Raw genomic sequence first — 19,488 nt, 5'->3', positions numbered from 1 at the left:
CTGCTCTTTGAAGGACCAGGTCGACGAGACGGTTTTCGGCAGTCCGCGGCGCCATGTGACAGTGAGGTGTTCTTCAGGCTGCCGGCGTCAAGGTGATAGAGCTCAGTGAAGGTGACCATGAGAAGAGCTCCGTCAGTTGAAGTCGGAAAGCGAGCGCTGAGCAGAACCCATCGAGGCAGCGTTCGCCGACTCTGTTCTCGTGTAGTTGTTTGCTGTGGTGGTGCACTTGGCGTGGATGTCGCGGCAGGTCTGGCTGAGGGCAGCGACCTGTGCGTCCCACAACTCCATCGTCTGCTTGATGGCGTCGCCCAGCTGGCCCGACCAGAATTCGCTGCCCACAGCGACGGATGCGGCGATCATGACGTCGTCGTCGCCGATACGAGCCCTGGAGTGCAGTACGGAGCCCAGTTCCAGGGCGCCGTTGCCTGCACGATTGAGGGAGGCGGGGTCGTCTACGCGTATCTCGCCGAAGCCGGCCGTCTGCACGCCGCCCCCAGAAGCGGACGCTGGCGCGGAACAGCGCCTGCCTGTGAACGAACGAAGTGATCCTACTCGCAGTAGCGAACACATGCGCAAGACAGATCACTCGTGCGAGGACGAAGCCCCGATCTGGAGTGTGCAGCGGTGGACGGGCCACCGGGGTCAGCGCCCGTCAGCTCGTGAATCGGGTCGAGGCGGGAGGTCATCACCCGTGCGCTGAGCGACAGACACCGGGCAGCCTCAGCGGCTGTGCTCCCCCGTGTGTCCGCTGGAGCGGCCCAAGCGTGCTCTGTACGAGGTCGGCCATGGCTTGCCGGTCGCGAGCGAGGGCCGGGGACCAGGAGATCGGCGGCATGCAGTACGGGGCCGTCCAGGTTCGTACAAGCGGCCAGGTCGAGGGCGTTCAGCGCTCCCCGTACGAGTGCACAACTTCTCCGGCACGACGTCACCTCCGCCGCACAGCGGACCGTCGCTTTCCTCCACCGCGACGACGCCTTCACCGGCTACCACGCGCAGGTCGAGCAGCTCACCGCAGAAAAGGAGACGATCGCCGCAGTCACCGAAGCCACCGAGGTCGGAGGCCGACTGGACGAGCGAGCCTCCACACTGCGGACCTGCCCCGACCACGAGTTGCGGAGTCGCTGCCGTAGTAACGACCGTTACCAGCGCCGTCCTTGTCTCTCACCCCGCCTCCGCACGGCAGGTGGCGCACGACACCGCTTTGTCGCACGGAAGACAAGCAAAACGGCAGACAGCTGTGGAAGATTGTGTAATTCCCCAGGCTGCTCACGCGCCCCAGGGGCGTCCGCGACGGCAACCGCATGCTGGCAGGACTACGTCCAAGAGAGCACAGCGGCTCGGAGAGGGACGCCGCAGCTGCCGAAGAACGCGCGGGAAAGCGAAGGTGGACAACTTCTTGAGCACGATTTTGCAGATGCTGGCCGCATTGGCCGTCTTCATGTTCGTTGGCTATCTGATCGTCTCCGCCATCCGGGACCAGACCGGCAGGGCGCTGCGTCAGCGGCGCCAGGCCGATGTGATGCATGCCTTTGACGGCAAATCCGAGGTACAGGTCCGCTGGGACGGAACGGGCATGACCATCGAGCAGGTCGTCTGGCATGGGCGCCAACACGGATACGACCTCTACTGCCTCAAAGGTTCTGGCGGCAGCGCCCGCGTGCTGGTGATGCGTCGGCTGCCCCACGGCCCGCCGCCCCACTGGACTGGGTACGCCCACCCGCACCCGGCAGAGTTGGCGGCCATCGCAAGCGACATACGCCGGACCGTGAACCCTGAAGCCATGTGGAGCCTGGCCGGCTTGCTCACCGCGGTAGCGGGCACTGCGAGCTTCGCCGCCTACGAGAAGCACCGGGCAGGCGAAACCTTCACCGTGTCAGTGGCGATCGCCGCGGTACTGTTCCTGACCGCGCTGGGCATAGTGATCGCAGGACGCCTTGCGCTGCACCGCAGACGCCGCATATTCGCGCCGAAGGAGAGGCCGGGCCAGCCGCCGGTCTCCCGCTCGCACGGAGCACCGCAGTGAGCCTCCGCCAACCTGAAACCGCAGATCAAATGTCTGGTGTGACCGCTTCTCGGGGTGCTCACACGGGTGGTAGGCGGCAGTCTCGTCCGACCGCCCACGGTGCCGTTTCCACATCGCCGACGCTATGCAGTGATCGCAGACCGCATGAGCTCGTGGACGCCGCCACACCGATCGGTTCCGGCATCGGCGGGAAAACAGTACTGCTGGAGGTCGACGGAACCTTCCGCCGGTGCCGTCCTCACCGCGGTGTCGTCGGAGGCCAAGACCGCCTTCGAACCGCTCGGCGAAGCCCTCTCGGAGCTGGCCAAGTTCGCCGCGCTACTGGTCTTCGGAGCACTCCTGACACCGCAGCTCTTCGGTGACCTGCCGATCGGCGGCTACATCGTGGTCATCCTCGCCATCGTGCTGATCCGGCCTGGATCCTTGCTGCTCTCGCTGATCGGCACACGCTTCGATCGCCGCGAGAGGCTGGTCGCCGCGTGGTTCGGGCCCAAGGGCTTTGCCTCGGTGGTGTAAGGACTGCTGGTACTACAGGCCGGCATCCCTCACGGCGAAGAAGCCTTCACCCTTATCGCCGTCTGCATCGCCTTCTCGATCATTGCCCACAGCAGCACCGACGTACCCATTGCCCGCATCTTCGACGTCGACGATCTCGCCGGTATCCCTTCTGCCGACGACGACAACGACCGGCCGGCCCGACCGACCGCCGGCACTGAAGACGTACAAGGGAACGCCAAGTGAAAGGGCGAGGTTCGAGCGGGTCGTCAGGTCGTCCTCATCCAGCGCCGGCGACGGGCGGGGCGGGAGGCCTGCTGGGGGTGACGCCATCGGCTTTGGCTGCGTCGGCGAGGGCCTCGGCAGCGGCTTCTGCCGCCTGCGCCGCGTCGCTGGCTGCCTGGGCGGCCCTGTCGTCCGAGGGGCTCTCGCGGGTGGCCGACGACTGGGGCAGGACCTCGCTGAAGGCGCGGGACACGCCCTGAAGGGCGGAGGTGACCTCGCTGGGGATCACCCAGAATGTGCTGCCCGAGCCCTGGGCGAGTTGGGGCAGCATCTGCAGATACTGGTAGGCGAGCAGCTTGGGGTCGGGGTCGTTGCGGTGAACCGCCTGGAACACCTCGTCGATGGCACGGGACTGGCCCTCGGCCTTGAGGATCTCCGCGGTGCGGTTGCCCTCCGCGCGAAGGACAGCAGACTGCTTGTCGCCTTCAGCGGTGAGTATTTGTGATTGGCGCTGTCCCTCGGCCCCGAGAATCGCGGCCCGCTTGTCCCGCTCGGCCCGCATCTGCTTCTGCATCGCGTCTTTGATGGACTGCGGGGGGTCGATGGCCTTGATCTCTACTCGGTTGACTCTCAGCCCCCACTTGCCCGTGGCCTCGTCCAGCACGCCACGGAGCTGGTTGTTGATGGTGTCGCGCGAGGTGAGGGTTTTTTCCAGGTCCATGGATCCCACAACGTTGCGCAAGGTGGTGACGGTGAGCTGCTCGACTGCCTGGAGGAAATTCGCGATCTCGTAGAAGGCGGCTCGTGGATCGGTGACCTGGAAGTACAGGACGGTGTCGATCTCGACGACGAGGTTGTCCTCGGTGATGACCGGTTGCGGTCTGAAGGAGACCACCTGTTCCCGCAGGTCGATCACCGGATGGACACGGTCGATGTACGGGATCACGACGTTGAGGCCGGGCTTCAATGTGCGGTGGTAGCGCCCGAGTCTTTCGACATTGCGAGCCCGCGCTTGGGGCACGATGCGTACCGCCCGCACCACGGTGAAGACTGCGAAGAGCGCGACGAGCAGTCCGGCGACAAGGAACGCCGAGGCTTCCATGGCTCACTCCCGGGGGTAGACGAGTGCGGTGGTGCCGCTGATCTCCATGACATCGACGGTCGTTCCGGGAGGAATCACCAACGTCTCGTCATAGGCGCGGGCCGTCCATTCCTCGCCGCCGATGCGAACCCTTCCCTCCAGGCCCGTCACCTCGGAGACCACATAGGCTGCCCTGCCGACCAGAGCGTCTATTCCGAATCGCTCCACCTGGGGCTGAAGCATGCGGCGCAGCGCAATGGGACGTACGAAGAGCACGCTGACGGTGGCGACGACGGTGAACACCAAGAACTGCAAAGGCAACGCGAGTCCGAGCGCGGCGGAACCCGACGTCACCAAGGCGGCAACGCCGAGCATTCCGAGGGCAGCAGTGAGAGTGAAAATCTCCGCCACGGCCAATACCGCTGCGACGATCAACCAGATCAGCCATGGATCCATTGCGTGCGCCTCCCGACCGGTGCCGCTGCGGAATGGCTGGACGGTTGTTCCGGGCCGCCCAAGCCTGACAGCACGCGCCTGTGAGAAGAGCGGCTGCGTAACGAGTCGGCTGTTCTGGACTAGGCCCCCAGGCGACCACCGACTTTTAGGACTATTTTACCCTTTTCGGATAAAAAGCGGTCTCCTGTCGTGCAGACGTAGCGGTCCGGCCCTCGATCTTGCCGACGGCCTCGCGGTCTGCCTGATCCGTAGCCCCAGGTGGGACGCCGGAGCCAGAGCCCGCGCCGCCTTCGAGCCGCGCGTCGGTAACGGAACCAATCCTCGCATCACCGGCCTGACGCCTGCGGCTCGGTCGGTGTGGCGTGCGGCTCCCGTTCCACATGCGCAGGCATGGTGTGCGGTGCGTGGGTAGGTAGGTGCCGGAAGCAACCGCTGAGGCATGGGTGATATGAGTGACGCTTTCGGACCTGGTGTACATGTGTCTGGGGCTCGGGGCCTTGGGGGCAGCCGTTCTGCCCAGGTTGGTCTCCAAGCGACCGTTCTCCATGCCGATGGCCTTTCTCGCGGCGGGTGTGGTGGTCCACCTCCTGCCGGTACCCCTGCCTGCAGTGGATCCCGTGACGGACCGGCTGTGGGCGGAGCACATCACCGAGGCATGCGTGATCGTCTCCCTGATGGGCGCCGGGCTCGCCATCAACCGGCCATTCGGGCGCCGGACGTGGTCCGGCACCTGGCGGCTGCTGGGCATCACCATGCCGCTGACCGTCGTCGCCGTCACCCTGCTCGGATGGCTGTTGCTCGACTGGCCCCCGGCGGTGGCCATGCTGCTGGGCGCCGTACTCGCACCGACCGATCCGGTACTGGCCGCGGAGGTCAGGGTTGGTGAGCCGACCGATTCCGAGCACGACGAGGACGAGGTGCGGTTCTCGCTGACGAGCGAGGCAGGGCTCAACGACGGTCTCGCCTTCCCGGTCGTCTACGCGGCCGTGGCACTGGCCGCCGCGGCCGGAGCCGGCTGGTCGGCGGACTGGATCGGCCCCTGGCTGCTGACGGATGTGGTGGGCAAGTGCGCCGTTGGGCTCCTCATCGGCGTCATCGTCGGCCGACTGCTGGGATGGATGTTCTTCCGCGCGAGGACATCGACACTGCGACTCTCTGAGCATATGGAGGGCTTCGTGGCACTCGGTGCCACATTCCTGGCGTACGGCATGGCGGAACTTGCCCACGGGTACGGCTTCCTGGCGGTCTTCGTCACCGCGTGCACGATCCGCGCCGCTGAACGGAGCCACGGCTATCACAAGGTGCTGCACGAGTTCACGGAGCAGATCGAGCGACTACTCACCGCGGTCGTGCTGTTTCTGCTCGGCGGCTACATCGCCGCCGGGGCTCTGTCCGATCTGACCTGGCAAGGCGCGACCGTCGGCCTTCTGCTCCTGCTGGTGATCCGGCCGGTTACCGGATGGCTCGGCCAGCTCAAGGGGGCGGCCGGTCCTCTTGAGAGGGCCGTCACCTCACTGTTCGGTATCCGTGGGATCGGCTCGTTGTTCTACGTGGCCTACGCCTTCGGCCAGGGCACCTTCAGCGGCATGGCACGGGAGGTCTGGGCGGTGGTGGCGTTCACCGTACTGACCTCGGTGATGCTGCACGGAACGATGGCCACGCCGGTCATCGACCGGTTGGACCGCAGGCGCAGCCGCTCCCCCGGCCGGGACAGGATCTGACGACGCGATGAAGTGGCGACTGACCGCAGCAGCGCGGGACGTGCTGTACACGGCGCAGTGTCCCGTGGGAATCGTCCCGGCTCCGGCCCAAAACTGAGGCTCAGGCCCGGACGGGAAAGTTGTCATCGGTCTCCGCAGCCATCCTTGTTCACTCGGTGCCGGATGCCCAGTACTGAAGCTGAAACCTCGTCGGAGGAACGTTGTGCTCGACGATGACTGAGCCGCCCGCCGAGGGATCCCGCAGTGACGGGCCCCCGGCAGAATTGCGTCCGTGCTGACGTGAAGCTGCATAGCACTGCACATCGAGACCCTTGTCGTCGGACCATCCGCCTTCGCCTACCGCCTGGGCTACGCACAGGGAGACGTCAAGGGACCGTACCTGCTCGCAGCACCCAACAAGTCCCGTGGAAGCACGTCCTCTCCTTCGACCGCCGACGGCTCACCGTCCGTCCTTCACCGACGGAAGGCCTGTCATGACGACGGAAGGACTGTCCGTCTTCTTCGCCTGGCTGGAATACATCGGACTGGTCCCCCTCCTCGCCTGGCTGATCCTCCGGCAACCTCGCGACAATTGAGCGAAACGAAAGCGCCGACGCCTATCGGCGGACGTTTGGCCCTGCCACCTGAGTCGCAGACGGGCGCAGCCGCATGGCGGGCGCCGCGCTGATGCCGCCGACAGGGGCAGTGCTGGTCGACGTGCGAGTCGCCATAACGTCTACCGCTCTCGCACAGCAGCGAGTACGAGTCGAGTCGTCTCTTCGACCGTACCGCTGATGGGCACGAGCGCCCCTCGTTCATCGGCGGCCAGCGGCTCCAGGGTGTTCAGCTGCGATTGGAGCAGGGAGACCGGCATGAAGTGCCCTCGACGCGCAGCCACGCGTTCGGCGATGAGCTCCGCCGAGCCGTGCAGGTGGATGAAGCGCACACGCGGCGCTGCCGACACCAGACGGTCGCGGTAGCGCCGTTTCAGTGCCGAGCAGGTGATCACCCCGCCTCCTGGGCCGTGCTCGAGCAGCCACGCGGCGATGACGTCGAGCCATGGGCGCCGGTCTTCGTCGTCCAGAGCGATCCCGGCCCGCATCTTGGCTACGTTCTCGGGCGGGTGAAAATCGTCAGCTTCTGCGAACGGGACGTCCAAGGACTGCGCCAGGGACTGACCTACCGTCGTCTTGCCAGAGCCAGACACACCCATCACTACGACCAGCGGAGCATCTTCTTCCTGGGCCATCACATGAGGCTAGCGCAGAGCATCAATCGGAACGGCTGGGCACTCAGCCTCCAGACCGGCAAAACGCCGCAGGAGACGGTTCTTGCTGGACTCTTGCAGCCGCGTGCGGTCGGACCGGAGCCATGTGACGGGAGTTTCGACGTGGCGTCGCAAGGCTGGCTCATCAAGAATTGCCCCTGCCGCCACGCCGTGAAGCCTCTCCGGGCCGGCAGGACCTGTACATCCACACCAAGGCGGCCACCCACACGCGCAAGGGGGCCGAACATGAGCCGGAGCCCGGCTGAGAGCGAAGATGCGGCAGGCAACTGCCGGTCTGCTCACTGTTTTTCGCGGGCCGCGCTCTCATCCTTCGACGGCTTGTCCTGCAGAGGGCCCCGGCTGCCGGCCGCGGGACGCGCGGGCGGCCGAGGCATCGGCCGGGCCGGCTGTTCGCCGACCGCGGCTACGACTACGACAAGCAGCGCCGCCTTCTCCGGGCCCGCGGCATCACACCGAAGATCGCCCGCAAGGGCACAGCCCAGGACCCAATGGGTCGTCGAGCACTCATTCTGAAACGATCAGTTGGGGCGTGCAGATCATTAACCCGTGGCTTTCCGCTCGGTGGTTCGTTGGTCTGGCGTGAGCGGGTTGGAAGAGCAACGGGCGGTGCTGGCCGCCAAGTTCGAGGCGATTCTGCCGCACCTCGATGAACGGCAGCGCCGCCTGTTGATAGGGGCGGAGGCCCAGTCCCTTGGCCACGGCGGGATCAGAGCCGTCGCCCGTGCCGCCGGTGTCCGCGAAGCCACCGTCTCTGTCGGAGTGCGGGAACTCGACTCGGGCCAGGAACTGTTGGGACGCATCCGCCGGCCCGGCGCTGGTCGCAAACGCGTCGTCGACCAAAACCCCGTGGTTCGGGAGGCACTCCTCACGCTGGTCGAGCCCGATGTCCGCGGCGATCCCATGTCCCCGCTGCGCTGGACCACCAAATCCACCCGCAAGCTGGCTGGGGAGTTGACCCGCCAAGGACACAGGATCTGCGCGGACACGGTGGGCGATCTCCTGCGCGAAGAGGGCTTCAGCCTGCAGAGCAACGCCAAGACACTGGAAGGCAAGCAGCACCCTGACCGGGACGCACAGTTCCACTACCTCAACGAACAGGCCCGCGACCACCAAGACGGCGGGGCTCCGGTGATCAGCGTGGACACGAAGAAGAAGGAACTGGTCGGCCCCTTCAAGAACAACGGTCGGGAATGGGAGCCCAGAGGCGAGCCGGTGCGAGTCGACTCCCACGACTTCCCCGACCGCGAGCTGGGCAGAGCGGTGCCCTACGGCATCTACGACGTCGCCGCGAACACCGGCTGGGTCAACGTGGGCACCGACCACGACACCGCCGCGTTCGCCGTCGAATCCATCCGCCGCTGGTGGAACGGAGCCGGACAGGCCACCTACCCAACCGCCGACCGACTGCTGATCACCGCCGACGCCGGCGGCTCCAACGGGTATCGCACCCGCACCTGGAAGACCGAACTCGCCCGGTTCGCTGCTGAGGCCGGTCTGGCGATCACCGTCTGCCACCTGCCTCCTGGCACATCGAAGTGGAACCGGATCGAGCACCGGCTTTTCTCCCACATCACCATGAACTGGCGCGGCAGGCCCCTGACCAGCCACGAAGTCATTGTCCAGAGCATCGCGGCGACCACCACCAAGACCGGCCTGAGGGTGCACGCCGAGCTCGACACCAGCCCCTACCCCACCGGCATCCAGGTCAGCGACGACGAGATCGCCGCCCTGCCGATCACCCGGCACCGCTTCCACGGTGACTGGAACTACACCCTCCACCCCCAGCACCCGCTGGACGAGACAGCGATCAACAGCACGTCAGACCAGGCCCCGGCGAGCAGACCGCCTCGCCTCACGCAGCGTGCTCTGCAGGACCCTGAACTGACCGGGATGACCCGCCAACAGCTCAGCAAACTCATCGCCATGCTGGCGCCTGCGCTGGAGGTTCAACGCGAGCAAGTGCTCCGCACGCGTCGCGGTCACGAGCGCCTGGTCGCTCCCGGTACAGGCGCCAAAGCCAGGCTCACGCCAGCCGAGCGAATCCTGGCCACCGTGCTCCACCTGCGTAAACTCGCCACCATGGACCTCCTCGGCCAACTCTTCGGCGTCACGGCTATGACCATCAGCCGCGCGAAACAGGAAGTCCGCCCACTCCTGGAAGCGCACGGCCACCACATCAACGCCTCCACCGCCCGCTTTTGCACACCAGCCGACATCGCTACGTTCCTCGCTTTCGACCCCACCCAAACCAAGGCCAAATCGACGAGTTAATGATCTGCACGCCCTTGGTGGTCCCCGCCACTGCCTACCGCTGCGAGCGCGGCGATTGCCTTGATCTCTGCCAGGGGCGGCGGCCAGGCCGTGCGCGACCGTGCTCGCGGAAGCGGCATCGGGTGAGGTCCACGACTGGCCGGCCCTTCGCGACTGGTCCTGGACCACCCGCTCTACGCCCTTCTCGTGAATTTCAGAGCATGATGAGCAGACGCGTCTTCGGCTTGAGCTTTCTGTTCACCGAACGACTCTGCACGTATACCTCCAACTTGGGATTACGCCCCGCCTTCACGGAGACGGTCCCCCGGATACCCGTGCCGAACAGAAGGCTGCGTGCCGCGTCGCCCGTGTATGCGCGGTCAGTGTCCTTCTCGACCACGATCACTTCCTTGTCGGGCTGAACCTGAACCCGGGTGCCCAGCTGGTAGTAACACGACCCGCGTTCGTACGTCACGCCCGGATGCGAATCGACGAAGGGTCGAATCTCGACCTCCGTGTCGACCTTCAGGAGTCGGTACTTGTCGGCCGGGACCGGTTCGAGGTTCGCCCGCACGTCGTCGACCGATATGTCCTGGCCGACCGCGAACAGGTTCTTCGTGCCGCGCACGCCCTGCTCGCGGCCACGGAGGAAGCTGGTGGCGGCAGCGCGCACGGTACCGATCGCCTCCTCCACACCCTCCTGGGAATCCGCATCCCAGATGGCGATGTTTCCGGCCGGGAAACCGTAGTTCTGGGCGGTTCGCTTCGCCAGGGAGTTCGGAACGAGGATCGCGGAAGTCCAGTGGCCCGGAAGCGCACCCATCTTCGCCGCGATCTTGTCGAGCCAGGGTCCGAGGATGGCCATGTCGCCGTCGTGCCGTCTGTCGCCGCCGGAGGCGTTCTCCTCGCCGTCCGTCACCACGATCTGGAGGAAGCTGTGTTCGCCGTACGCCTCCCAGATGTGGCCCAGGTCGTCCAGGGACTTCAGAGACGCTTCGATGAGGGCCGTAGCACCATTGTTGACCTTGTACAGACCTCGCATGGACGGCAGATGCTTCACGTCCATGTCCCAGACCAGGTTCTCCACCGTGTGGTCGAAGGAGTAGAGGCTGATCCGGGTCTCATGACCGAGGCTGTCCGATTCGGCCTTCAAGCCGGCCACGAACTCGTCCACGACGCGGATGAGTTGACTCTGGTGCTGATGCATGGAACCCGAACAGTCCACTACCAGCGCGACGTGATTCACCTTGTGCTGGATCTTGTTGGCGGACATGTTTCTGCTCCTTCTCCGAGGCTCCCCAAGTGATGTCTCCACACTATGGGGAGGCACTGACAACGGAGTTTGACGGGCGATCACCCACCTGCCCCGGGGCAGACCCGAGCGGCACGGCGGCGGTCGTCGTCGCTGTGTCCGGGTGCGATGAACTCCGGCGACGCGATTACTCCGAGGCCGAGACCGATTCCCGTAACCGCAGGTCAGCGCACCCGGCCCCGAGGTTTCAGGGTGACCGGCGGGAGTTCGGGGGCGGGGAGGCGGTCACCGTCGTAGCCCTTCACCTCGCCGAAGCGGGTGCCCTCCATCCAGTCCTTGCGGGCCACTTCGATTTCCTGCTGGGAACGGCCCACAAAGTTCAACCACATATTGCGCACCGGGCGTTTATACAGGTCAGAGCCCTACACCGCCCCCAGGGGGCAGCAAAGAGTCAGCATCGGTCGCCGCCTGGGCACTCCAGTGGCTCCATTCACCATTGAGGCGGAGCTAATTGGCGAGACCGCTGTGGTACGAGTGTAGGCGCGAGAAGCGCATGAAGTCCGTTTTCTGCACGGGCGTTGCCATCGAAAGCAGCTTCCTCAATCAAATCGACTCAGAACGATCCACACCCCCGATCGGCTCTGGGTTGCCTTCCGACCTCGCGGGCGCTGCTCACTCCCAATCCTGCTGCGACAGTTCGGCCTGCACCCGCCCGTGTCAGGGGTTCGTCGGCGTATCCCTACGCGACCGGGGTCTCTGCTGAGGCCCGGTTGGGCAACGCGTCGATGGCCTTGCGCCGCTTGTTGCCGGCCTCGGGCATGAACGGTCAATCGTGCGGGTGGGCACAGAACGCTCACTTCTGCGTTCAGGCGGAGTCGGGCAGTCCGGCCGGCAGTGCGTTGTGTTCCTGCTCGACGGCGGGCTCGACGACGGGCTCGCCGGAGGAAGGGAGCAGTTGCGGGATGCCGTCGATGATCGGGTAGCGGCGGTGCAGGCGCGGGTTGTAGAGAGCGCCCCCGGTCTCGTCGAGGATCAGCGGACCCTTGTCGAGCGGGCAGGCGAGGATCTTCAGCAGCGGGTTGTCAGGCTTCATGGCAGGGTTCCTTCGGATGTGGGGTGGCCGCGTCGTGTCGCGGCAGGGTGAGCAGGACCGTAAGGGCCAACGCGGTGCCGCCGATGCGCAATAACAGCCGCAGCGGGTCCGCGGGCAGCGGCTCGCTGAACGCGATCGTGCCGCTGACGATGGTGAACACGCAGGTCACCGTCGAGCACACCGGGACGATCAGTGACGCCCGGCAGCGCTGTAGGGCGGTCTGCGAGAGCACCAGTCCGCTGACCCCTGTGAACAGCAGAAGGTACGGGTAGGGGGAGGCGAGCAGGGCCGGTATGGAGCCTTGGAGGTCCCAGGTGCCCAGGTGCCCGGAGATGCCCTTGATGGCGAGCGAGCTGACCCCGTACAGGAGACCGACCGCCACCGCGTAGGCCACTCCGGTGGTCGGTTGCCGGTGACGTCGGCGGGCTCGCCGTTCCGCGGCCGCGTACAGGAGCAGTCCGGCCGCGAGTGTCGGCAGGCACAGTGCCAGCAGGATGCCCGCGGGCGCGCTGTGGCTGATCTCCTCGCTGCTCCCGTACAGCGAGGACACCACCATGACCAGGGCCAGCCCGATGACGGCCACCGCGCGCCGCTCACGGCCGGAGGGGCGCTCACCGAGCACCACCGACGAGAGCACCAGCAGGAGGACCAGCCCGGACAGGAACAGACCCTGGGCGGCGGCGATCGGCAGTGTGCGGTAGACGGCCAGTTGGGCGGCGAACCCCAGGGCGAGCGCCATGGCCCCGCAGATCCACAAGGGCCTGCCGGCCAGCAGGAGCAGGGCCCGACCCGGCTGTGCGGCACTCAGCGGCGGCATGCCGGCCAGAGCCCGCTTCTCCAGGACGAAGCCGGTGCTGTACAGAACGTTCGCCACCAGTGCGGCGGCCACTCCCCACACCACGGACTACACCTTCCTCGCGTGCACCAGGAGGATGGAGGCGAGGGACGGCAGCCGGCAGGCCAAGCGGTCCAGCGGGCGGAGCGGGCGCGGCACCCCGTGGAACGGCGCACCGGCGACCTTCACCACCTCGAACCCGCACGCCGCCACGAACTCGCGCAGCGCGCGTGCCGTGTACAGGCGCAGATGGCCGACCACCTGGCTGCCCGGCCTGCCGTGGATGTGGCGCAGACTCACCTCGGAGAACACCGGCTGGACTCCGGCGAGCAGCAGCCCGCGGTTGTACCAGGCGGCGAGGTTGGGCGTGGAGAGCATCAGATGTCCCCCGGGTCTCAGCACTCGGTGCAGTTCGTCGAGGGCGCTGTCGGGGTCGACGAGGTGCTCGACGACCTCGCTGAAGAGCACGGCGTCGGCGCTGCCGGAGGCGAACGGCAGCCCACCGCCGGTCAACTCGCCGCGGACGACATGGCTCAGGCGCGGCGCCGCCCGGCGCAGCGCGCCCTGCGACCAGTCGACTCCCACGATGCGGTGCCCGTTCAGTTCGCGGGCGGCGGTCGCGGCCGCCGAGCCGTCGCCGCAGCCCACGTCGAGCACGGTCGCAGCCGGGCGGCCGGGCCCGGCGGGCCCGAGCACATCGGCCAGCATCCGGGCCTGGCGCAGACTACGGGCCTCGCCAGAGGCGACGGGGACGGTGGGGTCCTCGTAGAAATCCTGCAGCCCGGGAACGGGCCTGGCCGGCGAAGGTATCGCCGCCTCCGGCGATTTCATCGCGGCGGAGCAGTGGAGTGAGCGGGTCATGACGGCCTCGCATGGTTCTGCCGGGCGGAGCGGGCTCCACCCGGTGTCGGGTCCGGACACCGCGCGTCGCGGTCGTGCGGCCCGCCGGGTCGGCGGGCCTTCCCCGGAGCCCCGGGCGCCTCTGCGTGCGGAGTCGTGGCGTCCGGAGTGGTGGCATCCGCCTCCGGTACGTCGGCTTCCGGACCAGAACCCCCAGCGTTCGATCCAGGCCGGGTGACCTGTGACGTTGCCGAAAGCGCCTGCTCGAACAAGCCGGTCAGGTACGCGCCCGACGCGTCGCCGAGCAGCGCCCGCGACCAGCGCAGCGTCACATGCAGTCGCCCGCCGGTGGAAGCCGCCGCCACGCTCAGCCCGCGCGGCATCCGCGCCGGTGCGGAGAACCACACGGCGTTCGCCCGGCCGGCGTCACCGAAGTCCAGCGCGTACGGAATGCGCCCGATATTGGTGACCAGCACCGTCGATGTCCAGGGCGCCGCCGCTCGCCGCGCGCCACGGGTGAGCGTGCCCCGGATCCCGACCGGCAGAAACGGCGCGGTCAACAGGCTCGTCCCTGGCCCCAGCGGCGCACCGTGGACGGACTTGAGCGCGCGAGTACGCCGAGCGGTGGTGCGTAGCAACCGGGCCACGGCCGCCGGATCCGGCCGCTCACCGAGCAGCAGGTCCGGGTCGCGCGGGTCCTCGGAGGTCATGGCCACCTCGAGGAGCCGGGTTCCGTTCCCCATCGGCATCTCTCTGCCGCGCGGACGGTCGTCGACGGGCATGGTGATCCGCACTGGACCGGCCGACCGGCCCTGCGAGACGTTCCAGCGGCCCACCATCAGTGACGCGGCGACCAGCAGTTGGTCGTTGACGGTCCACGGCGCGAGCCCGCCGGACCGACCCACACGCAGCGGAACGGGCAGTTCCGCCTGCAGCATGCCGTTGCCCGCGGCGCGGGCGCGCACCGGCTCGGGGCGGGAGTCGGGCGCGACTCGCACGGGCCGCGCGCACACCGCGCGGCCCGTGCCGCCGGTCGCGGCCGGCCCCGAGGGGGCCGGCCGAACCGGCGCGGGGACGGGGAGAGCGGCCGAGCCGCTGTACTGTTCGGCGGTCGTGGCGAGCACCCGCAGCCCGGACCCCGCGTCGAGGGCCGTGTGATGCATCGTCAGCAGCAGCACGGTCCGGGTCGCCCCCGGCAAGCCCGCCTCCGGCGGCTCACCGGCGGCCGTTCCCCCGTCCACCTCGATGACTTCCAGGCGCATCGGCGGCGACAGGGCCAGTGACGGGCATCCCGTCAGGGCCCGCGCGCGGGCGCGGCCCAACGCGTCGGGTCCCGGCCGCGCAAAGCTCACCGGGTCGCTGTCCGGTTCGCCGGTCAGCTCCCACGCGAAGGACTGCCGGTGCCGGCGGCCGGGCACTTCACGCATCAGCACCCGGGGGTGCATCAGCAGCGCCCGCCGGAACGCGGTCCGCAACCGTGCCGGGTCCAGCCGTCCGGGCAGATGGACCTCGATGTGTACGGTCTCCGGCTCGTCGTCACTGAGGCAGTGCCGCGACACCTCGTCGGTGGTCGGAAAGGGAATCCGGACTCCGCCGGGAGGGGTTGAGGTCCCCCTCCCGGCGGCGGTCCGCGACGAGGTCATGACGGGCCACCGAGTCCTGGATGCCGAGGGAGCGGCTCAGTCCGGTCCCCGGCGCTCGTGCTTCCCTGCCGGGCCGTGACCACCGGTCCGGTGACGGGTGCATCGGCACCGCCGTCGCTTTCCGGCGCTTCGCCACCGTCGTCGCTTTTCCGACCGGCGGCTGCGGACGCCGGGCTTACCGCCGTCACCAAGGCGGCGGACAGGGCCACCAGTGCCAGTACCTGGGCGACGGCGCTGAACGCGCCTTGTCCGGCGGCGGCCGGCTCCCCGGCGCCGACGGCCGCGGCGATGCCCGCTCCGGCCATCGCCACCGCGGCGGTCGGCACCAGGACGGCCGGCCGGAACCGGGCCGCCACGGCGAGTACGGGCACCACCAGGGCCAGCGGACCCGCCGCCACCGCGACGACGGCGGTCAGCGCCAGCGTCCCGAGCAGCATCCCGGGGGCCGCCGGTTCGGGCAGCTCCTCGTCCAGGCCGGTGGTTCCGCCGGCGTTGCGCCTGCGGCCCACGAAGGCCAGTGCGGCCAGCGCGGCGAGCGCTATCACACCGCCGATCAGGGCGGCCCGGTACGGCTTGGAGGGCTCGAACTCCAGGTTCACCGTGCCGGACGCCCCGGCCGGGACCACCCAGGCCTGCTGCCAGCCGTCGAGCCGCACCGACTCCAGCTCCGTGCCGTCCAGGGTGGCCTTCCAGCCGTCGTTGGCGTTCTCGTAGGTCTGCAGGTACGTGGCCTCGCCGGAGCCGGCCGACACCGACACGGTCCGGCTGTCGTCGGTCCACCTGGTGACGGTGGCCTCGCGGCCCGCCGCTCCCGCGATCTCCTGCGGGGTGCCCTGGGCCAGCGTGACGTCGGTGATCGCCAGCGGACCCGCGTCACCCGCCTCCACCTCGTGCTTTCCGGCCGGAAGGTCCAGGGTGCCGTCCTTTTCCTCTCCTGCGCAGAGTGCGACGGTGACGGGACGCCGCTCGGTGAGGTCCCGTACCGCTCCGGAAGCCTTCGTCTTGTGCAGGACACCGCCGACGGCAAGGTCCGGGCCCTCACCGCACCGCAGCGAGAAGCGCGCGGACGGCTTCGGGCGCGGTACCCGCAGGTCGGCCAGCGCGGGAACATGGACCTCACTGAGCCCGACCGGCAGCTGCAACTGCGCGTCCGCCACCGGATTGTGGACGGTGAGCGGGGCGACCCTGCTGACGGTGATGTCGAGCCGGTTCGTCTCGATCTCCGGGAAGCGCACCCGCCCGTTCTCGTCCACATCAGCCGTCGCGGCGCCGTGCGGCGAGCTGATCAGCACCTGCTCGGGCCGGGTGGACACCCCGCCCGCCGGCGCCAGGACGATCTCGTCGACCTTCTCCTTCTTGGGCCAGCTCAGGTGGACGACCGGCCGGTCGCCCGCGATCCAGGCGGTCGTCAGATCACCGTCGACCAGGTTGCGGGCGCTGAGCGACATGCCGTTGCGGCTGGTGGAGTCCGCGGAGGCCGTCAGCCGGTTCTTCGATCCCGGAGCCGAACGGTCCAGCAGTTCGTCCAACGGGCCGCCGGGCACGGCGACGGCTCGGGCCGACACCTTGTACTCGCCCGCTTCCTGGGTGCTGAACTGCCGGTGCAGTCCCACCTCGGCCGATACGGGCGACAAGCCGCCCGCGTCGGTGCCGCGGTGCAGGGAGTACACGGTCGCCGCCGCGTCGGTGCGCTTCGCGTCGGCGGGCAGCGCCAGCATGCGCGTCACCTGCACATCCGGGATCGACACCTCGGAGAAGCCGGCCCCGGACAGGCCCGGCCGCGCCTGCTGCGCGGCAAGGACGGTGATCTTCATCCAGGAGGCCTCGCCGGCGGGCGCCTCGACGGTCTGCGGCTGCCCGTTCGTCTGCAGCGGGCTTTCGGCCGAACCGCGGTCGGTCTCGATCCGCACCCGCGTGGGCGCGGCGCGCATGCTGTCGCCCGGGAGGGGCGTCAGCTGGATGGAGGCCGGGATGTCGGTCGGCCCGGAGAAGTCCACCTTGAGCCACTGACCGGCCGGCTTGCCCGGGCTGCCCTCGGCCCACGCGGTGTCCGGGTTGCCGTCGAAGGCGTTCACCGGGTCGTACTGCGGCAGGTGGAACAGCCAGTTGCCGCTGCTGGAGGCCGTCACGGACGTCGCGCCGCGCAGGTCGGCCGTCGTCTGGTGACCGGTGCCCTCCGACGGCAGGATCTGCCTGGGCTTCTCGCCCGGGTTCTGCAGGCTGCCTGAGTGATTGCGCTCGTCCGGGGTGTACGTGTACGAGGTGTTGTTGTTGACCAGGCCGAACCGGGTGTCGGCTCGGCGCAGCCCGTCCGCGACGGCCTTCACCGGTGCGGTGACGCCCTTGGGAAGGCTGTCCCCGGCCAGTACGGCCGGCCGGCCGGCCATCGAGGGATCGGCCGAAAGCTGGAGCAGCGCCTCGGGTCCGCCACTGACCACGGCCGTGTCGGCCGCGGCCGACACACCGACCCTGTCGGGACGCCTGTCGCGGTCCTGCGGCTGATAGATCTCCACGGACTGGAGCCGCGGATACAGCCCCTGCACCTGCAGCGGGGTGTCGGCGGCGATGCGCCCGCCGGTCACGAGCGGGCCGAACCCGGCGACCTTGCTGTAGCCGGACGATTCCAAGGTCCGTTTCACCGTCTGCGGCGGGACATAGCCGATCTGGTCGGGGTCGAGGTCGTTACGCACGACCACTTCGTGCATGCCGGCCCTTGCCAGGTACGCCTGAAGGCCCGGAACCTCGGTGCCGGACAGCAGCGCCTGCTCGACGGCGTCCGTCGCACGGCGTGAGCCGGGTGTACCGAAGGGGACGAAGTCACGCTGTGCCCAGGGTGTTTCGGCCAGCACGTCAAACGGCTGGTCGATGGGGGAACCCCAGGTGTAGATGCCGTGCGCCGTCGCCGGTACGACCATGGCCCGGCTGTCCGGGGCGTTGTCCTTGAGCCAGCCGGCTGCCTTCTCCCAGTGGGTGGGCAGCTTGGTGAAGGCGCCGGGCTGCAGGATCGAGCCATTGAGGTACGGCAGGGCCAGGCCCGGCAGTACCAGCACCGCCGCCACCGCGGGCGCCCAGCGGCGACCGGGAAGTGCGCGAGGACTTCTGCTCACGGAGAGCACAGCCGTCAGGTGGGCCAGTCCGAGGGCGAGCGCGAGGGCCAGTCCCGGCTGGAACTTGTAGATGTTGCGGAAGGGCTTCAGCGACCCGTTCAACCAGTCCTGCACGACACCGTGGAACGGACCGCCGAAGGCGCCGCCGTACCCCGCCAGCGTGATCAGGACGACGGCCAGGACGGTCAGCAGCAGCCAGCGGCGCTCCGGCAGGTCCCGGCGGGCCAGGCCCGCCAGCCCCAGGGCCGCGGCGAACGCCGAACCGAGGACGGCGATGACGGAGGCCGCGACGGTCCAGCCGGCCGGCAGCCACGCCTCACCGAAGTGGAGATACGCCACCCAGTTGCCGGCGCCGCGCAGCAGCTCGGTCGCGGACATGGTTGCGGTGGTGATGTCGGCCTGCTCGACGTACGGCATGAAGTTCTCGCCGTGGATGGCGAACAGGAGCAGCGGCACCACCCACCACACGGTGGCCAGCACGACGCCCGGTATCCACCAGCCCAGCAGGGCGCGCCGACGCCGGCCGGCGGGGCGGCTGAGCAGGTACAGACCCACGGGCAGCAGCGAGGCCAGCGTCGAGGCGGCGTTCACGCCCCCCATGAAGGGGATGAGCATGGCCGAACGTGCGGCGGCCGTACGGGGGCTCAGCGCCGCGGAGGTCAGCGGCAGCAGCACCCAGGGCAGCAGGGCACCGGGCAGCGCGGCGGCGGAGGTCGAGCCGATGACGATCGTGAAGGTGGGCCACAGCGCGTATACCGCCGCACCGAGCAGCCGGGTCGCGGGCGTGCCCACGCGCAGCCGTTCGGCGAGCCTGAGCGCACCCCAGAAGGCGGCTGTCACGATGATCGACAGCCAGAGCCGCTCGGCCAGCCACACCGGCACGTGCAGCAGGTCCATGAACGCGTAGTAAGGGAGCGCCGGGAAGGCGTAGCCGATGTACTGGTTGGCTATGCCGCCGAGGCCCATGTTGCCGTTCCACAGCGAACCGAGGTCGCCGAGGAAGCGCCAGGGGTCGAGGGCGACACCGAGCTTGGTCTCGAACGTCATCTTCCCCGGTGACACCGCGAGGAAGCACACCAGCACGACGGCCCAGAAGCCGAACAGCAGGCGTCGTCCGCGCGGCGCCCCGGACACCTCGGACGGCGTCGGGCCGGGCTGTGGCGCCCGAGTGGGCGCCTGGACCGTAGTGGTCATGACCGT

General features: G+C 68.5%; 13 protein-coding genes and 5 pseudogenes. 6 read left to right on the top strand and 12 right to left on the bottom strand.

Annotated features, from left to right (window positions below):
• Nucleotides 1-132: 132 nt before the first annotated feature.
• Together AC1P0E_RS30345 and AC1P0E_RS30340 are read right to left on the bottom strand one after the other, a co-directional pair.
• Nucleotides 133-486 carry a hypothetical protein gene (locus tag AC1P0E_RS30345; RefSeq protein WP_482745291.1) on the bottom strand — a complete coding sequence of 118 codons (354 nt, stop codon included), beginning with the start codon at nt 484-486 and terminating at the stop codon, nt 133-135.
• Between the two features lie 96 nt (nt 487-582).
• Nucleotides 583-919, bottom strand: a pseudogene (locus AC1P0E_RS30340) (CdaR family protein); the annotation flags it as partial.
• A 477-nt stretch (nt 920-1,396) separates the two neighbouring features.
• Here AC1P0E_RS30340 and AC1P0E_RS30335 point away from each other — a divergent pair.
• The 3 genes and pseudogenes from AC1P0E_RS30335 to AC1P0E_RS30325 form a co-directional block, all read left to right on the top strand.
• The gene (locus tag AC1P0E_RS30335; protein ID WP_482745290.1) at nt 1,397-2,023 is read left to right on the top strand and encodes a hypothetical protein; all 627 of its coding nucleotides are present in this window, start codon (nt 1,397-1,399) and stop codon (nt 2,021-2,023) included.
• A 29-nt stretch (nt 2,024-2,052) separates the two neighbouring features.
• A pseudogene (locus AC1P0E_RS30330) lies at nt 2,053-2,244 on the top strand (hypothetical protein); the annotation flags it as partial.
• 1 nt (nt 2,245) lies between these two features.
• Nucleotides 2,246-2,764, top strand: a pseudogene (locus AC1P0E_RS30325) (cation:proton antiporter domain-containing protein); the annotation flags it as partial.
• Nucleotides 2,765-2,798: 34 nt separating this feature from the next.
• Here AC1P0E_RS30325 and AC1P0E_RS30320 read toward each other — a convergent pair.
• Together AC1P0E_RS30320 and AC1P0E_RS30315 are read right to left on the bottom strand one after the other, a co-directional pair.
• On the bottom strand, nt 2,799-3,845 hold the full coding sequence (locus AC1P0E_RS30320) for an SPFH domain-containing protein (protein ID WP_482745289.1): 1,047 nt from the start codon (nt 3,843-3,845) through the stop codon (nt 2,799-2,801).
• Nucleotides 3,846-3,848: 3 nt separating this feature from the next.
• A complete protein-coding gene (locus AC1P0E_RS30315) occupies nt 3,849-4,280 on the bottom strand; it encodes an NfeD family protein (RefSeq protein WP_482745288.1) in 432 nt (143 codons plus the stop codon).
• A 452-nt stretch (nt 4,281-4,732) separates the two neighbouring features.
• Between AC1P0E_RS30315 and AC1P0E_RS30310 the strand changes: the two genes are divergently transcribed.
• On the top strand, nt 4,733-6,001 hold the full coding sequence (locus AC1P0E_RS30310; protein WP_482745287.1) for a cation:proton antiporter: 1,269 nt from the start codon (nt 4,733-4,735) through the stop codon (nt 5,999-6,001).
• Nucleotides 6,002-6,716: 715 nt separating this feature from the next.
• Here AC1P0E_RS30310 and AC1P0E_RS30305 read toward each other — a convergent pair.
• Nucleotides 6,717-7,229 carry a gluconokinase gene (locus AC1P0E_RS30305; RefSeq protein ID WP_482745286.1) on the bottom strand — a complete coding sequence of 171 codons (513 nt, stop codon included), beginning with the start codon at nt 7,227-7,229 and terminating at the stop codon, nt 6,717-6,719.
• 386 nt (nt 7,230-7,615) lie between these two features.
• Here AC1P0E_RS30305 and AC1P0E_RS30300 point away from each other — a divergent pair.
• Together AC1P0E_RS30300 and AC1P0E_RS30295 are read left to right on the top strand one after the other, a co-directional pair.
• A pseudogene (locus AC1P0E_RS30300) lies at nt 7,616-7,789 on the top strand (IS5/IS1182 family transposase); the annotation flags it as partial.
• A gap of 58 nt (nt 7,790-7,847) precedes the next feature.
• Nucleotides 7,848-9,539 carry an ISAzo13 family transposase gene (locus AC1P0E_RS30295; protein WP_482745959.1) on the top strand — a complete coding sequence of 564 codons (1,692 nt, stop codon included), beginning with the start codon at nt 7,848-7,850 and terminating at the stop codon, nt 9,537-9,539.
• Between the two features lie 193 nt (nt 9,540-9,732).
• Here AC1P0E_RS30295 and AC1P0E_RS30290 read toward each other — a convergent pair whose 3' ends face one another.
• The 7 genes and pseudogenes from AC1P0E_RS30290 to AC1P0E_RS30260 all read right to left on the bottom strand — a co-directional run bounded on the left by AC1P0E_RS30290 (nt 9,733) and on the right by AC1P0E_RS30260 (nt 19,482).
• Entirely contained in the window at nt 9,733-10,791 is a 1,059-nt protein-coding gene (locus AC1P0E_RS30290; protein ID WP_482745285.1) for a vWA domain-containing protein, read from the bottom strand.
• 203 nt (nt 10,792-10,994) lie between these two features.
• Nucleotides 10,995-11,159, bottom strand: a pseudogene (locus AC1P0E_RS30285) (pirin family protein); the annotation flags it as partial.
• A 476-nt stretch (nt 11,160-11,635) separates the two neighbouring features.
• Nucleotides 11,636-11,863 carry a Trm112 family protein gene (locus tag AC1P0E_RS30280; protein WP_482745284.1) on the bottom strand — a complete coding sequence of 76 codons (228 nt, stop codon included), beginning with the start codon at nt 11,861-11,863 and terminating at the stop codon, nt 11,636-11,638.
• A complete protein-coding gene (locus AC1P0E_RS30275) occupies nt 11,853-12,764 on the bottom strand; it encodes a DMT family transporter (protein ID WP_482745283.1) in 912 nt (303 codons plus the stop codon). The genes AC1P0E_RS30280 and AC1P0E_RS30275 overlap by 11 nt, the downstream gene beginning before the upstream one ends.
• Before the next feature lie 3 nt (nt 12,765-12,767).
• The gene (locus AC1P0E_RS30270) at nt 12,768-13,529 is read right to left on the bottom strand and encodes a class I SAM-dependent methyltransferase (protein WP_482745958.1); all 762 of its coding nucleotides are present in this window, start codon (nt 13,527-13,529) and stop codon (nt 12,768-12,770) included.
• A gap of 26 nt (nt 13,530-13,555) precedes the next feature.
• On the bottom strand, nt 13,556-15,181 hold the full coding sequence (locus AC1P0E_RS30265; RefSeq protein ID WP_482745282.1) for a condensation protein: 1,626 nt from the start codon (nt 15,179-15,181) through the stop codon (nt 13,556-13,558).
• Entirely contained in the window at nt 15,178-19,482 is a 4,305-nt protein-coding gene (locus AC1P0E_RS30260; RefSeq protein ID WP_482745281.1) for an alpha-(1->3)-arabinofuranosyltransferase domain-containing protein, read from the bottom strand. Before AC1P0E_RS30260 ends, AC1P0E_RS30265 begins: the two co-directional genes overlap by 4 nt.
• Nucleotides 19,483-19,488 lie beyond the last annotated feature (6 nt).

This window comes from Streptomyces sp. TRD_SC_5, assembly GCF_056836825.1.
Note: the sequence above shows the minus strand (reverse complement) of the source record. Positions and strands in the feature narration are given on the sequence as shown.

Excerpts from the sequence above, each read along its gene's own strand:
- AC1P0E_RS30320 (WP_482745289.1), bottom strand. The coding sequence starts at position 3,845 with ATGGAAGCCTCGGCGTTCCTTGTCGCCGGACTGCTCGTCGCGCTCTTC.
- AC1P0E_RS30315 (WP_482745288.1), bottom strand. The coding sequence starts at position 4,280 with ATGGATCCATGGCTGATCTGGTTGATCGTCGCAGCGGTATTGGCCGTG.
- AC1P0E_RS30305 (WP_482745286.1), bottom strand. The coding sequence starts at position 7,229 with ATGGCCCAGGAAGAAGATGCTCCGCTGGTCGTAGTGATGGGTGTGTCT.
- AC1P0E_RS30290 (WP_482745285.1), bottom strand. The coding sequence starts at position 10,791 with ATGTCCGCCAACAAGATCCAGCACAAGGTGAATCACGTCGCGCTGGTA.
- AC1P0E_RS30280 (WP_482745284.1), bottom strand. The coding sequence starts at position 11,863 with ATGAAGCCTGACAACCCGCTGCTGAAGATCCTCGCCTGCCCGCTCGAC.
- AC1P0E_RS30270 (WP_482745958.1), bottom strand. The coding sequence starts at position 13,529 with ATGAAATCGCCGGAGGCGGCGATACCTTCGCCGGCCAGGCCCGTTCCC.
- AC1P0E_RS30265 (WP_482745282.1), bottom strand. The coding sequence starts at position 15,181 with ATGACCTCGTCGCGGACCGCCGCCGGGAGGGGGACCTCAACCCCTCCC.
- AC1P0E_RS30260 (WP_482745281.1), bottom strand. The coding sequence starts at position 19,482 with ATGACCACTACGGTCCAGGCGCCCACTCGGGCGCCACAGCCCGGCCCG.